The organism is Cycloclasticus sp. P1 (assembly GCF_000299965.1).
GTDB classification, from domain to species: domain Bacteria; phylum Pseudomonadota; class Gammaproteobacteria; order Methylococcales; family Cycloclasticaceae; genus Cycloclasticus; species Cycloclasticus pugetii.
Map to the genome: position 1 here is coordinate 1412656 of NC_018697.1, position 14566 is coordinate 1427221.

Here is a 14566-nt window from a genome sequence, read left to right on the forward strand (position 1 = left end):
AAAAAAGACGACAAGTTTACAGAGTCAGATTTAATGCGATTGTTAGGAATGCTTGCGAATAAACTTCATTGAAGAGTGCCCTCTACGGAAAAAAACAGGCTGTTCATACAGCGCTATGTTTGCTCTGGTGTATCTGTCTCCATTTTCAGGTCTGGAGTCTCTTAATTTTAATGCGCTAAGTGCTTGATCCTCATTTTTTGTAATAAACACGGCCTTCAGATTTTTTTTGAGATATTCACAAACGCTTTCGAGGTTGAGGCAATCTTCGATCATTTCTTCGCGTATCACCTTAATTGGAACTTTGTGTTCATAGACTACTTCTGGTTTTTTATTCTTTTCTAGCAATGAAATAATGCTTTTTGACACATAGACTTTATATTTTTTAGTTCCTTTGTCTGAGTCATTTGTCTCCAGATTAGTCAAATACCAACCAATCGGGCCTAGCACTTCGCGTAATAAATTTGATAATTTTTTTTCATTTACTGAACTCTGGCGCATGTCAGCTAAGGCAACAAATACCAACTGCAAAAGAAGATCAAATGCCTCTCTCGGCTCGTTCAGATTTGTGTCGCCGGCTAAGTCACGAATTTCTTTTGAGGTGATTTTGCTATACCCATCAATACTTCTTAACGCCCTATGGGCCTCTGACGGATTTTTAATGAACGCACCTGCTCGGCAGACTTCGAAAAATTTATCGATTGTTTTTTGCATTGTGGTACCTAATTACTTTAATTGCCTAACGCCGCTATAAAAGGCGCGCGTTAGCGCGTCCAGTGGAGGCCTTTTTTTGGCCGGAACGATTTTTGATAGCCTTGTTAGGGCTGGACGGCCGCGTGGTACCAAACCAGAAGAAGAAGCCTGAGCAAGCACCATAAGCGACATACAAAACTTGAAAGAATATGTTTTGGCTATCAGTTAGTGAATATATGAATGCAACGGCTCCCCCAATAAAAGTAATAACCACCCAATTGGCTGCACCTATTTTTTTAAGAAAATAGTACGCAGGTACTCCCACTAAACCGCAGAACAGCCCCGAGAATAAAATGCTAAAGAAGCCGAACAACGCAAATGAACCAAAGAATGCACCGATTCCATTGGCTATAGAGCTTTCTATAGCTTCGGCTATTGCAACATAGGAAGAAAAAAGAAATGTAACGAGCAGTGGAGATAGAAAACTCCACCCATAGCCACCTCTTATTTCATCGGAATATTTCATGATACTGGTAGCCCTAACGTTTTAAATAAGCCGCCGCGTCTTTTGCGGTCGGATTGATTTTTTTGTTATAAATATTTTGAAGGTATATATGAAGATTAAACACACGATTGAATTAAACGGAACTAAAGCAACTTTTGTTTTTGAAGTGCTGCCTGAAGGCTTTGAGATTTTGCATGGACATCTGCCAGACTCCTCATCAGTTTTAGATACCGACTGGCCATTTTCGGAGGAAGTTTTCCGTAGTATTCGGATGACCGAGAAAGCGCAAGATGCGCTTCGCTCAGTGCATGGTGAGCTTTATCAAAATCTGGTGAATTCTTCATTAGGTCTCCTTACCAATGATTTATAACGCCTTGCTCACCGGAAAAATGGGAGCGTAGCGAGTATTTTTTCCGTGTGCAGCAATTTGTTATGCATTTTTTAACTCTATTTTATCTAGGTGTAATAATCGACCTTTAAACTCAAAGTCACCCAACTCGATGTTCCAGCGCTGCTCCATAAATCGTAGAAAGTCCAAGCCACGCTTTAAAATTTCTAGCGGTGTCCAATCCTTATTTTGCGCCACCTCATTCTCGGAAACCGAGCCGTTGTAATAACCAACACCCGCTCCATTATTGACCTTTTGAGGAAAGCTGTCGTTTTGCAATGCCGAGTTTTTGGAGCGTGAAAGTGGCAACAAATTACCTAATGAGTGGGTTAAATAGCGTTGTTCCTGCTCATTCAGATGGCCGAAACGATCAACCCAATAGGCATCGTCAGGCGTTTGCGGAAAGATATGCTCTAAAGTCACATGGTCTTTTTTACTGGTTTTTAGTACGTCCCAAGAAAGCTTGCTGGTCGCCTGCTTACCTTTCTCTCTAAGCCAGTGCTCATGTTCATACAGGAAGTATCTAATTCCATCCCAGTGATAGAATCCATCCCTATCCAATTCATACTTCTCTTCAATGTGGGCTAGGAATTTCTCAGGATCATAATAGCGATCAATCCAAGTGTTTATAGACTCCACCACCTCTTTAATCGATTTAACCCCAGTCAAAAGGTCTCGTGACATACTGAAGAATTCAGTATCACCCGTATTCGCACGGCGTTGGCTAAGGTTAAACAGTGTGAAGTTATAGCGTTCAGCCGCTGCCAGTAGCTCACTAATCATTTCGGGGTTTTGCTTAGAGACAAATGCCGACAAGATCAGGGGCTTGAAAGACCTGAAACTTAAACGCTCCAGACGATCTAGCCATAGCTTCTGTGATTCGGTCAGCTGATTAGCCTGCGCATAATACGGATCATGCATATAGAACCAATAGACAATAGACTGCTGAAGACTTTTCACGTAGTCGGAGATTTCTTCAACCTTCAACTTATCTCCCGATTTTTTAGGGTGAGTAATATTTCGGGCATTAAATTTCTCATCCAACAGGAATTTAATGTAGTCATCCCCCTTCCGGCGTGTGTATTTGAAATACATTGTCCAGTGGTTGCGAAGAAAGAGATTATCACTAAGGGGAACTTCAGGGTTCTTGCCCAAGTATTCATACATAGTTTTCCATGCATCGTTAATATTTACCCTTAATTGCTCTCGCCCATCATTGTCCTTAAATAAGGTAGAAAGATAGATCAATCTGTTCTTGAGCAGCTCCAAACTAGTAAGCGGCTTACCCCGATTATTCATTGTTTCGAAGGTAACAAAGACGTCAATCTCTTCGTCAATTTCGTACAAATTGAATTTCAGCTTCTGCGTTAACTTCTTATAGATTACGGCTATCTCGTCAACCGACATTCCAGCTAAACGCTCCATAAAATAGCGTTTGGCAAAGTTGAGATTACGCGTATAGAGAGTTTCGACAAATTGATTTGAACCGGAATGTTCACCAAATATCTTGGTTTTCATGTATTCATCACTTGGGTTATCTTTCTCATACCCAAAGATGAAACTCTGCTGCAATTTATTGTCCGCCTCAAAAAATATAAACTGCTTACGAATAGAAGCGATAGATTGATAATTCAGCTCTGCACCTTCCTCGACTGATTCAAGGATTGCCTGCAAAAGGATCATTGAAGTGGTTAAGCGCTGCTGGCCATCCACCACATAAAATGGGCGAAAACCAACTCCTTCTATTAGCCAGAGATCTTTTTCCCAGCGCTGATACAAACTGGATTTTACCGGCTCAAGTGTGATTACACCGGTATAGTGAATTCGATCAGATTCGAGCTGGAGAATATCTTCCCAAAAATCCTCAACCTGGTGCTCCTTCCACGCATAACCGCGTTGATAATCAGGTATACGCAGTAAACGGCGTTCGAAAATATCGCTTAAGCTATTCAATTTCATACTCAAACTTCCATATTAGGATGCATAACGCCGCGCTCTGCGGAAATTTAGGAGCGCTAGCGAGTAAATTTTCCGTAGCAGCGCCTTGTTATGCATTTTGCACCACTTTGGTTGTATTGAAGCCTTCCTCGGGGGTGGGAGCCATAAAATACTTTGTGACCTGCTCAAACATATCTGGTGTATCAGTTGCCATTCTTTCAGGCTGTTCTTTGCGCCGTTTTTCAATCTGTTTTAAGCAGACCTCATTTGACAAGTCGATGTATACCAAATTATGTGGAGCTTCAATCTCGGAGAAAATACTCCGAAACCAATCTCTTTGTGACAGAGTATTTGCCGGGAAGTCCATTACTACATTTGTTCCCGCAGACAACATGGATTGAACAAGCTTTTTAATCTGCGGCTTAAGTAGATTTGAATATTCGATATAGTCATTTAGCGATGAAATCTTATTTGGGTAAAGTGACGCAAGCCATTCATCTTCTGAAAGCAATACCGCATTGCCTTTCTTTGCGATTTCGCTAGCTTTGGTAGATTTTCCTGAACCCATTTTTCCACAGAAGAAGGTCAATATTCCTTTGTTCATCGTTGCTCTCTATTTTGATGCATAACAGTATTAATAAGCGGAACCCATTATCCACGTATTAATTGTATATAGATGGATAGTACTTCCATGTTTTTGCATATTAATAGCCAAAAGTGGATATGGCTTGGTTAATATACGTTTAAATCCTTTTGTTAAATATAACATCTATTTCTATTAGGTACAGAAGTGGGTCTCACCCTTTTTCCGGCAATGCTTTTGCAATAATCGCCGAGAATAATATAAAGCCCGCAGATACCCATAGGCATATTTCAAAACTATAGTATTGGTACAACCAACCCGATAAAACAGTGCCCAGCAAGCGACCTGCTGCGTTAGCCATATAGTAAAAGCCAACATCTAGCGATACGCCATTGCTATTAGCATAGCTTACTATTAGGTAACTATGTAGTGATGAGTTAATGGCGAATAACACACCAAAAGCTGCTAAACCAAGCCATAAGGTGGTACTTATTTGGAATTCGTAATGCAGTGCTATTGCCATTAACATGGGAATGATAAACAGAATAACTGCCCATTGATACAAATGCTGGCCATCCTTTTTAGTAGCCTGTTGCTGGCCGGATAATCTGGGTGCTAGTGCCTGAACAACCCCATAGCCAATAACCCATAAGGCCATAACACTACCGACCTGCGAATAGTCCCAATTAAACTGTGCCGTTAAATACACCGGTAAGGCCACTACAAACCACACATCTCTTGCTGCAAATAAGAAAAGGCGTGCGCCAGACAAGTAGTTAATGGCTGAACTTTTCGAGAACAGGTGTTTAAATTTAGGTTTGCTGCTGGCTTTGCCGAGTTCTTTTTTTAATAAAACGCAGCTTGTTAGCCAAACTATTAATAGGCCGACCACCATAATGAGTACCGCATTATGAAAACCAAATTGGCTAAGCAGTAAACCACCCAGAAAAAAGCCAACCCCTTTTAAGGTATTTTTTGAGCCGGTTAATAAGGCCACCCACTTATACAGTGTATTGTTTGCCTCTTTGGGAACCAGTAATTTAATGGCGCTTTTAGCGCTCATTTTATTAAGGTCTTTAGCCACACCGGATATGGCTTGCGCGGCCATTACCCAAACTATTGTGAGCATCTCGGGTGCTACTAATAACATTGACAAGGCCAACACTTGCAAGACCAAGCCAATGTTCATGGTGGTATTTAAACCAATAATAGCCCCTAACCAACCACCCACTAAATTGGTAATAATGCCAAATACTTCGTAAAAAATGAATAATAGGGCAATTTCTAATGGCGTATAACCCAGCTCGTGAAAGTGCAAAACCACCAGCATTCTTAATGCACCGTCTGTTAGCGTAAAGGCCCAATAATTACCCGTAATAATGAGGTATTGTTGAATATCACTAGACAGTGATTGCAAGCTACGCATATTAGTTTATTGGTTCGTCAGCTGTACCTACCTTTCGTACTAATTCGATGGTTCGGTTAACGTAGCCCCATTCGTTATCGTACCAAGCGTATAGTTTTACCTGTGTGCCATTTACCACCATGGTTGATAGTGCATCAATAATGCTAGAACGTGGGTCTGTTTTATAATCAATAGACACTAAGGGCCGTTCTTCATACCCCAAAATACCGTTTAATTCATTCTCTGCTGCTGTCTTTAGTAGCTGATTAACCTCTTGCACTGTTGTGCTTTTTTCCACCTCAAATACACAATCGGTAAGTGATGCATTGGCTAATGGCACACGCACTGCATGGCCATCTAAACGGCCTTTTAACTCTGGAAAAATATGCGTAATAGCCGTTGCCGAACCCGTTGAGGTAGGAATAAGGCTCATGCCACAGGCTCTAGCACGCCTTAAATCTTTATGCGGTGCATCCAGTATGGTTTGTGTATTGGTTAGGTCATGAATGGTGGTGATTGAACCATGTTTAATAGCCAAATTTTCATGAATAACTTTAACCACCGGTGCTATACAGTTAGTGGTACAAGAAGCGGCGGTTACAATTTTATGTTCCAAAGGGTTAAACAGATTATCATTCACCCCCATCACTATGTTTAGCACGCCCTCTTCTTTTACCGGTGCTGTTACCACAACACGTTTAACGCCCTGCTCAAGATACGGTTGTAACAGTGCTTTGGTTTTCATTTTTCCAGACGCTTCAATAACCACATCACAGCCTGACCAGTCTGTATCGCTAATAGTTGTATGTCGGCTTGTAGTGATCTGTTGGCCATTAATTATTATGCAATCATCTAAATGACTCGCCTCGTAAGACCAACGGCCATGCACAGAGTCAAAGTTTAATAAATGCGCCAAGGTTGCAGCATCGCCCGCTGGGTCATTAATGTGCACAAACTCTATTTGCTCCGTGCCAAACCCTGCTCTTAATGATAAGCGCCCCATTCGGCCAAAGCCGTTAATACCTACTTTTATCGTCATAATTGTTCAGCCTTTTTTTAACTATCGGTGGTAGAAAGAGTATATATGGAATTATACATATATGATTATCCATATATATAAAAATATTAGAATAAAAGCAAAATACTGATTCAGAAGATCAATTAAACGATTAACAGCAGGCTTGGTCGCGCTCAGGTCGCGATCGCATTAGGGATAAATTATTCAGGCTTTCTTTGATTAAAGGTGATTGAACCGCACCCGCTGTATTTAAAATATCTGTCGCCCAGCTTGGTAAAGATGGGTTAATACGATAAAAAACCCATTGCCCTTGTCGCCTATCGGACAATAAATTAAATTTACGTAGTTGCGCCAAATGCCTTGAAATTTTAGGCTGGCTTACCTGCAAGGCTTCCATTAGCTCACAAACGCACAGCTCCCCTTCTTGCTGAATAAGCATCAGGCAGGTTAACCGTGTTTGGTCGGACAGGCATTTGAAGAAGGCTAAAGGTTCCATAAACAAATTATAAAGCACGCTATGATGATCGGCACGGCTGTGATGAATAAAAAAAGGCCTTAGTAAAATACTAAGGCCTTTTAATGCGTCCTGCGTTTAAATTTAAGCCGTTGTTCCTGTTTTAACTTTAATGACTTTCATCGGGTTTTTAAAATGATTGTCTAAGGTTTTCCAGCGGCCTTCTGCCACTTCAACACTTTCTGTTCTTACATGGCCATAACCACGAACAAATTCAGGAACGCGCGCCATTTCTAGTGCAACCTCTTTATTTTCCTCAGTTAGGCCAGTAATAATTTGGTTTAACACCGCTTTATACTGTTTCAACAGCTCTTTATCTTCTTTTCGCTCTGCAGAATAGCCAAATGGATTTAACGGCGTATGTCTCAGGCCTTTAAATTTAGACGCTACTTTAAGAGCCGATAACATCCACCCACCAAATTCTCGTTTTTTCAATTGCCCCGTTATCGGGTCGCGTTTGGAAATAAGCGGTGGTGCCATGTGGAATTTAATTTTATAGTCACCCGAGAAGTTTTCCTTTACTTCATTCGCCCAGGTGCCGTCGGTATATAAACGGGCCACTTCTAACTCATCTTTATAGGCCATTAATTTATATAAGTACCGCGCTGCCGCTTGGGTAATCTCATCGCTATCACCCGCTAGTTTTGCTTCTGCTTCACGCACTTTATCAATTAATTTTGTGAATTTTTTAGCATATGACTTGCTTTGATAAGCCACCAAATCTGCCTCACGGCGACTAATCAACTCATCGGTAGTGGCAGATAGTACTTCCCACTCTGGCGTTGTAGCACCTTGTTCCAATAGTGTTTTAACCGCATCTGGGTCGTGCGCCATTAAACGGCCAATTTTAAATACCCGCTGGTTATAGGCAACCGCTACGCCGTTTGCTGTAATGGCATCTTCCAACGACTGACGTTTAACCGGCAACCAACCTTTTTGACAGGCAAAGCCTAATAACATCATATTGGCGCCAATGGTGTTGCCCGTTAATGTTTCAGATACTTTAGTTGAATCGAAGAAATCACAATTGCCTTTACCTGTGAAACGCTCCAACGCTTGCTTCATATCATCTACAGGGATACTAAAGTCACCATCGCGAGTAAATGCGCCCGTCACAATACCGTGCGAATTAACCACCCCTTTGGTATGCCCTTCACGCAAGCGCGACATGCCTTCATCACTCGCACTGGTGACAATATCTGCACCAATCAATAAGTCTGCCTTACCAATAGATAAACGGGTTGAATTAAGCTCTTCCACATTATTAGCGACTTTAAGGTGGCAATATACCGCGCCAAACTTTTGCGCCATACCGGTTAAATCCAGCACTTGTGAGGCAAAACCTTCTGCTTTGGCTGCTTCACCAATCATTGATGAAATGGTAACAACACCGGTACCACCAATACCACAGACCAAGGAGCCAAACACGCCATCGAGTGGCTTAGGTGTTGGTTCTGGCAAGGTTGCGAACACATCATCTGATAAGTTAACGGAGCTACCTTTTGCCAATTCCCCGCCTTCAATCGTTACAAAACTTGGGCAGAAACCTTTTACACAGCTAAAGTCTAAGTTACAGCCAGATTGATCAATCACACGCTTACGGCCTAACTCTGTTTCTAGCGGCTGCACAGAAAGACAGTTCGATTGCACGCCACAATCACCACAGCCTTCGCAAACACGTGAGTTAATAAAGGTTAATTTTTTCGGTGTTTCCACCAATTTACGTTTCCGGCGTCTACGCAGTTCTGTTGCACACGTTTGTTCAAAAACAAGAATGGTGACGCCTTTAGTGTCGGCCAATTCTTTCATCACCATTTGTAAATCATCGCGGTGATACAAATCAGTACCGGGCGCAAATGCGGCTTTATTTAATGCTTCTGGCTCTTTAGAAACCACTACAATACGAGCCGCACCTTCTGAGTGCATTTGCTGCGTAATACCTTCTACGGTTAACGGGCCATCAAACGATTGGCCGCCTGTCATCGCGACAGCATCGTTAAATAAAATTTTATAGGTAATATTAATGTTTGAAGCGATCGCCTGACGAATCGCGGTAGAGCCGGAATGATAGAAAGTTCCATCCCCCAAGTTAACAAAGGTATGGCGGTTACCCAAAAACGGCGATGCACCTGCCCAGGTAGCCCCTTCGCCACCCATTTGTGTATAGGTAGTGCCTTTTCTATCCATTAAACCCACTAGGAAATGGCAACCAATACCAATTAACTGTTCGCTGCTGTCATCTGGTAATTTGGTAGATGAACTGTGCGGACAACCTGAACAAAAATACGGTGTACGTTCTACCGTATTGCGTGGCACACTCAATTGTTTATCGGTATTTTCCAACACTTCAATCCATTGGGTCATGGAGTCTGTGGTTTTATATGGTTTCAACCAATTAACTAATGCTTTAGAGATCAGCGCTGGTGTTAATTCACCATTAGATGGGAACTGTGTTTGTTGGTCACGGCCTTTTTTACCCATCACCAACGGACGAATATCCATTGGCATATCAAACAAAATATCTTTCACTTGCGTTTCAAGGAATGGGCGAGACTCTTCAATCACCAGAATCTCATCAACCGATTCTGCAAATTCACGCACCAAGCTTTCTTCCATTGGCCAAATAACGGCTATTTTAAAAACCGCTAAACCCAGCTCATCGCGCATTGATTCATCAATGGACAAATCATCTAAGGCTTCTAGGGTATCTAGGTAACTTTTCCCGGCAGTAATAATACCCACACGGCGTTGTTTTGCATCCAGCGTTACTTTGTTTAGTTTGTTTGCTTTAGTAAACGCTTTAACAGCGGGCAAACGCGCATTCACAATACGTTCGTCTTGATCCACCGAGCGGTCTGGCCAACGGGTATGTACGCCACTGTCAGGAATAACGAATTCACTGGCATCGGGCAGTACGGTTTCTGTGCGTTTAGGGTCAATGTCCACCATATACCAAGACTCGGCAATATCAGACACTGATTTAACCGCCACCCAGACGCCTGAATAACGCGACATTTGATAAGCAATTAAGCCAAAATCATAAATATCTTGCACCGATGAACAGTGCATAATCGGAATACATAAGCCCGATAAAACGTATTCACTTTGTTGTTGAATACTGGATGATCGACTCATAGGGTCATCACCCACGGCCATAACAACACCACCGTGTTTGCTCGTTCCCCATAAATTTGCATGATGAAGCGCATCGGCTGCTTGATCTACACCCGGGCCTTTGCCATACCAAAGCCCAAACGCGCCATCGAAGTTATTACCTTCAAAGAAATCAATTTGTTGCGAACCCCAAATAGCGGTCGCTGCCATCGCTTCATTAACACCGGGATTAAAATGAATATCGCGTTCATTTAAAGATGATTCCACCCCTTTACACTCGGTATCAAAATTACCAAATGGTGAACCGCGATAACCTGAAATAAAACCACCGGTTTTTAAGCCCGCTTCACGGTCACGACGTTGTTGCTCAAAGGCTAAACGTAAATAAGCTTGGTTACCTGATAAAAAAACAGGCCCATCTTCCCGTACAAACTTTTCTTCCTTAGATGTTGACATAAACCCTCTTTAATTAGTTTTTGCTTTTAATTTAGCCGGAATAGGTTTTACAACCGCCTCACCTGTAATGATTTTATTACCTTCCTGATCAAAACATTCTGTACTAAACGTTACCGTATTATTTTCTTTATTAATAGCCAAAACCTCTACAACTGCTCGGTATTGATTACCAAAAAAAGCTGGCCTTAAAAATTCTACACTTTGCTTAAGCCAAAGTGTTCCCAAGCCTGGAAGGTCCATGCCTAAAATACCTGAAAATTGAATCACCGAAAACATGCCATGCGCGACACGTTGTTTAAAAATGCTTTGTGCAGCGTAATCCTCGTCGTGATGAGCAGGGTTCCAGTCACCCGACATTTTGGAAAATTGAACCGCATCCTCGTGTTCAATCGTATAGGTTTTTTCTTTACGCATACCAATGGATAAATCATCAATACTCATACAGTTGCTGGGTACGGGAATACTCATTACGCTCCTTTTATTTATACTAAACATATAGTCATCACAACTACGTTACCAAACCAGTGTATCGTTATACACTGCTGCCTCAAATCACATTATGTTAGATACTTAATAAATGATGACTTAAAACAAGCTGTACTCACTTTTCTACTAATGACAACCACTCTGGTATTTTATGATGCCATTGTTTTTAACCAACTATAATTAAAAAATACTCATTAAACCCTATGATTCCTTCTAAGCCGCCTCAAGATTTAACCATAGGGTCTATTTATCAGCACTTAATTCGCCTTGCCATACCCGCGTCAATGGGGATGTTTTTCAACACGTTATATAACCTTACCGATAACTGGTTTGCCGGTAAAGTATCTGATGACGCTTTGGTTGGATTGTCCATTTCAAGCATTGTCTTTTACCTTTTTATTGGACTTTTGGCTGGCCTACAAAACGGCACGTCAGTCATGGTTTCAACAGAACTTGGCCTAAAGCAACCTCAACAATTAAAAAACATTATTAGAAACTGTCTAGGCCTAGGCCTTGCTTTTTCTTTAGTGATTACAGTTGCGGGGATTCTATTTGCAAAAGATGCCATCCACTGGCTAAGCACTAACGACATAATAACTGGGCTAGCATGGGATTATATTGAAGTCTTAATCCTCGGCAATGTCGCTTTTTCTCTAAGTGCTGTTGGCGCTGGCGCGCTGATGGCCTTGGGTGACACAAAGTCTAACCGTAATGCGTTAGTTGTAGGTTTCTTTGTTAACTTGGGCTTAAACCCATTATTAACCTTTGGGCTAGATATGGGCGTTGCCGGGCTCGCTTGGGCAACATTAATTATTAAGTTTGCATCGGCGCTTTATTTACTCAACATTTTATGTAAGAAATTGGGTTACAGACCCCTGCCGTGTTTGAACAAACTTGTCTCACTGGCTATTTTGAGACAAGTGTTACCGGCTAGTTTTAATTTTTTCATTATGATTATTGGCAGCTTGATGATTACTGGTTTTGTTAGCCGCTTTGGTGATTATGCAATAGCCGGTTATTCGGTTGGTTTACGGCTTGAACAAGTTTTATTGCTCCCTGCCCTAGGCCTCAATGCCGCCGTTTTAGCTATTTCAGGACAGAACTATGGCGCTAAAAATTACCGACGAATCGCTGAAACTTACCGTAAGGGATTAATACTTAGCTTATCTATTTCTCTTGTTTGTATTCCCGTTATGATTTTTCTCTCACCCCTGATGATGAGTTTTTTTAGTCAGCAAGATACTATTATTGATATAGGTACCACTTATTTAAGAATCGATGCATTGGCTTTTTTTTGCTACGTTTCTCTGTTTATTAGTGTGGCAACGCTTCAGGCTATAAAACAACCGGACTTCCCCGTTGTCATGGGTTTTTTCAGGCAATTATTATTACCTTTTATCGTCAATTATTTACTCATCATAAAATTCGACTATAGCATTGAATGGGTTTTTGGCTCAGTCGCCAGTATTGTTTTTATTAGTATGATTGTGACGCTGATCTATACACGTTCTCAATTAAAAAAACTGCCGCACATCAACTAGTTAACCTATTTGGATAGTCACTAAAAACCCCATCAACCCCGAGTTCCTTCATGCGCCTAATCTGCACGACTTTATTAACAGTATAAACATACACCTTAAGTCCCAAATCGTGCGCCCTATCTACCCATTTTGGCGTTACCTTTTGTAACCTTAGGTGTATTGAAAAAGCCTTTAATTTAGTCGCCCAGGCAATAGACTCATTGATATTATTACCAGCCAAGACACCTATCTTAACGTGTTGGTTTAACCTAACTACTTGTTCAAGCTCCGGCATTAAAAATGATGAAACAAGCATTTTATTTTTGTAAGTTTCCGGTGTATTTCTAAGCAAACTGGTTAACACTTTACCTGTGCCTAGGCCCTTCAGTTCAATATTCAAGCCGACTTTACCTACGGTTACCTCAAGCACTTCTTGTAAGGTTGGTATTCTTTGCCCAAGACCTGCATCTAAGGCTCTAAGTTCTTCAAACGAATAATCAATTAATTTGCCACGTCCATTGGTGGTTCTATCAACTGTTTCATCGTGAATAACCAGCAGTTTATCGGCGACACAATGTACATCAATTTCAACCCAATCTGCGCCTAACTCGATTGCTTTATGAATAGATAAGAGTGTATTTTCAGGTGCACAGCCCATTGCGCCTCTATGTCCAATCATCAACATAACACACCTCTTTTAAATTTAATCTGGCAGATAAAGTCAGTCTATAAGGAACTTTTAAAAAAGGATAGAATATTCATTTTCTTAAGTGGGTAATGTAGATGACTGATCAATTTAATAATGAATTTAATTTAGACGATGATGTAATCTACCTTAACCATGCCGCAGTTGCTCCGTGGCCCGTTCGTACCGAAAAAGCCGTCAATGCTTTTTGCCGCGAAAACGTTACTATTGGCTCCAAGAAATATGCGAATTGGCTCAACGTTGAAGCCCACTTAAAAAACCAATTAGCTCAGTTAATCCAAGCTGATAATGCCGACGAAATTGCCTTAGTTAAAAACACCTCTGAAGCCCTTTCTTTTGTTGCTTATGGGCTGGATTGGGCTCATGGCGATACTATTGTTACCAGTGATGAAGAGTTTCCCTCAAATATGATTCCGTGGGAGTCACTTGAAAATCAGGGTGTTCGCGTCATAAAAACACACTTGAAAGACACAGAAGACCCAACTGCTGAGCTAATTAAAAATATTGATAGCCGAACTAAACTGCTAACCATCAGCTCAGTTCAATATGCCTCAGGCTTACGTGTTGATCTTGAACGTTTAGGCGAAGCCTGCCAGCAACGAGGTGTTCTATTCTGTATAGACGCTATTCAATCGGTTGGTGCATTCCCTATTGATGTAAAGAAGTATCAGGCCGATTTTGTGATGGCCGATGGACACAAGTGGATGCTTGGCCCTGAGGGCTTAGGCTTTTTTTATTGTCGGCAATCTAGTATTAACACACTCAAACTCACCCAGTATGGCTGGCATATGGTTGAGGATATGGGCAATTATGACGCCCTTGAATGGAGTACGGCAAAATCGGCAAGACGATTTGAATGTGGCAGCCCTAACATGCTGAGCATACATGCACTTTCTGCAAGCCTTAGTTTACTACTGGAAGTTGGTATGAATACGGTTGCCAACAACCTTATTGAGCGTGGCCAGTATGTGATTGATAAGGTACAACAAAGCCCCTCATTAACCTTGTTAACCAAGCCAGACGCACAAGGCAATAACATTATTGTTTTTAAGCCCACAAAGCATGACACAAATGAACTTTTTGACTACTTAACCTCACAGCAAGTGGTTTGTGCAAAGCGCGGCGGTGGGATTCGTTTTTCACCACACTTTTACACACCGTTTAGTATTATTGATCGTGCCTTTACTTTAATTAATCGTTTTTTAACAGATACATAAACACACGCATCCCCTTCAGTTTGCCA

General features: G+C 41.4%; 13 protein-coding genes. 3 read left to right on the forward strand and 10 right to left on the reverse strand.

What is annotated here, in order from left to right:
• Nucleotides 1-42 precede the first annotated feature (42 nt).
• Nucleotides 43-711 carry a hypothetical protein gene (locus Q91_RS06795; RefSeq protein WP_015006144.1) on the reverse strand — a complete coding sequence of 223 codons (669 nt, stop codon included), beginning with the start codon at nucleotides 709-711 and terminating at the stop codon, nucleotides 43-45.
• A 34-nt stretch (nucleotides 712-745) separates the two neighbouring features.
• Nucleotides 746-1216 carry a hypothetical protein gene (locus Q91_RS06800; protein ID WP_015006145.1) on the reverse strand — a complete coding sequence of 157 codons (471 nt, stop codon included), beginning with the start codon at nucleotides 1214-1216 and terminating at the stop codon, nucleotides 746-748.
• 88 nt (nucleotides 1217-1304) lie between these two features.
• Here Q91_RS06800 and Q91_RS06805 point away from each other — a divergent pair, with 88 nt between their 5' ends.
• Nucleotides 1305-1565, forward strand: coding sequence for a hypothetical protein (locus tag Q91_RS06805; protein ID WP_015006146.1), 261 nt, complete (start codon nucleotides 1305-1307; stop codon nucleotides 1563-1565).
• Between the two features lie 60 nt (nucleotides 1566-1625).
• On the opposite strand, the gene Q91_RS06810 is transcribed toward Q91_RS06805, so the two are convergent.
• The 7 genes from Q91_RS06810 to Q91_RS06840 form a co-directional block, all read right to left on the reverse strand.
• Nucleotides 1626-3542, reverse strand: a complete 1917-nt coding sequence (locus Q91_RS06810; protein ID WP_015006147.1) for a DUF262 domain-containing protein — start codon at nucleotides 3540-3542, stop codon at nucleotides 1626-1628.
• Between the two features lie 88 nt (nucleotides 3543-3630).
• On the reverse strand, nucleotides 3631-4125 hold the full coding sequence (locus tag Q91_RS06815) for an ATP-binding protein (RefSeq protein ID WP_041230520.1): 495 nt from the start codon (nucleotides 4123-4125) through the stop codon (nucleotides 3631-3633).
• A gap of 193 nt (nucleotides 4126-4318) precedes the next feature.
• Nucleotides 4319-5530 carry an organoarsenical effux MFS transporter ArsJ gene (gene arsJ / locus Q91_RS06820; RefSeq protein WP_015006149.1) on the reverse strand — a complete coding sequence of 404 codons (1212 nt, stop codon included), beginning with the start codon at nucleotides 5528-5530 and terminating at the stop codon, nucleotides 4319-4321.
• A gap of 1 nt (nucleotide 5531) precedes the next feature.
• Entirely contained in the window at nucleotides 5532-6548 is a 1017-nt protein-coding gene (locus tag Q91_RS06825; protein ID WP_015006150.1) for an ArsJ-associated glyceraldehyde-3-phosphate dehydrogenase, read from the reverse strand.
• Between the two features lie 130 nt (nucleotides 6549-6678).
• Nucleotides 6679-7023, reverse strand: a complete 345-nt coding sequence (locus Q91_RS06830) for a metalloregulator ArsR/SmtB family transcription factor (RefSeq protein ID WP_020162322.1) — start codon at nucleotides 7021-7023, stop codon at nucleotides 6679-6681.
• A gap of 102 nt (nucleotides 7024-7125) precedes the next feature.
• A complete protein-coding gene (locus Q91_RS06835) occupies nucleotides 7126-10611 on the reverse strand; it encodes an indolepyruvate ferredoxin oxidoreductase family protein (RefSeq protein WP_015006152.1) in 3486 nt (1161 codons plus the stop codon).
• 9 nt (nucleotides 10612-10620) lie between these two features.
• On the reverse strand, nucleotides 10621-11079 hold the full coding sequence (locus Q91_RS06840) for a MaoC family dehydratase (RefSeq protein ID WP_015006153.1): 459 nt from the start codon (nucleotides 11077-11079) through the stop codon (nucleotides 10621-10623).
• 221 nt (nucleotides 11080-11300) lie between these two features.
• Here Q91_RS06840 and Q91_RS06845 point away from each other — a divergent pair, with 221 nt between their 5' ends.
• A complete protein-coding gene (locus Q91_RS06845; protein ID WP_015006154.1) occupies nucleotides 11301-12638 on the forward strand; it encodes an MATE family efflux transporter in 1338 nt (445 codons plus the stop codon).
• On the opposite strand, the gene Q91_RS06850 is transcribed toward Q91_RS06845, so the two are convergent.
• Nucleotides 12631-13302 (reverse strand): glycerophosphodiester phosphodiesterase family protein, encoded by a 672-nt coding sequence (locus Q91_RS06850; RefSeq protein WP_015006155.1) that lies wholly within the window; start codon nucleotides 13300-13302, stop codon nucleotides 12631-12633. The two genes, Q91_RS06845 and Q91_RS06850, sit on opposite strands and share 8 nt — an antisense overlap.
• Nucleotides 13303-13400: 98 nt before the next feature.
• Here Q91_RS06850 and Q91_RS06855 point away from each other — a divergent pair, with 98 nt between their 5' ends.
• Nucleotides 13401-14540 (forward strand): aminotransferase class V-fold PLP-dependent enzyme, encoded by a 1140-nt coding sequence (locus Q91_RS06855; RefSeq protein ID WP_015006156.1) that lies wholly within the window; start codon nucleotides 13401-13403, stop codon nucleotides 14538-14540.
• Nucleotides 14541-14566 lie beyond the last annotated feature (26 nt).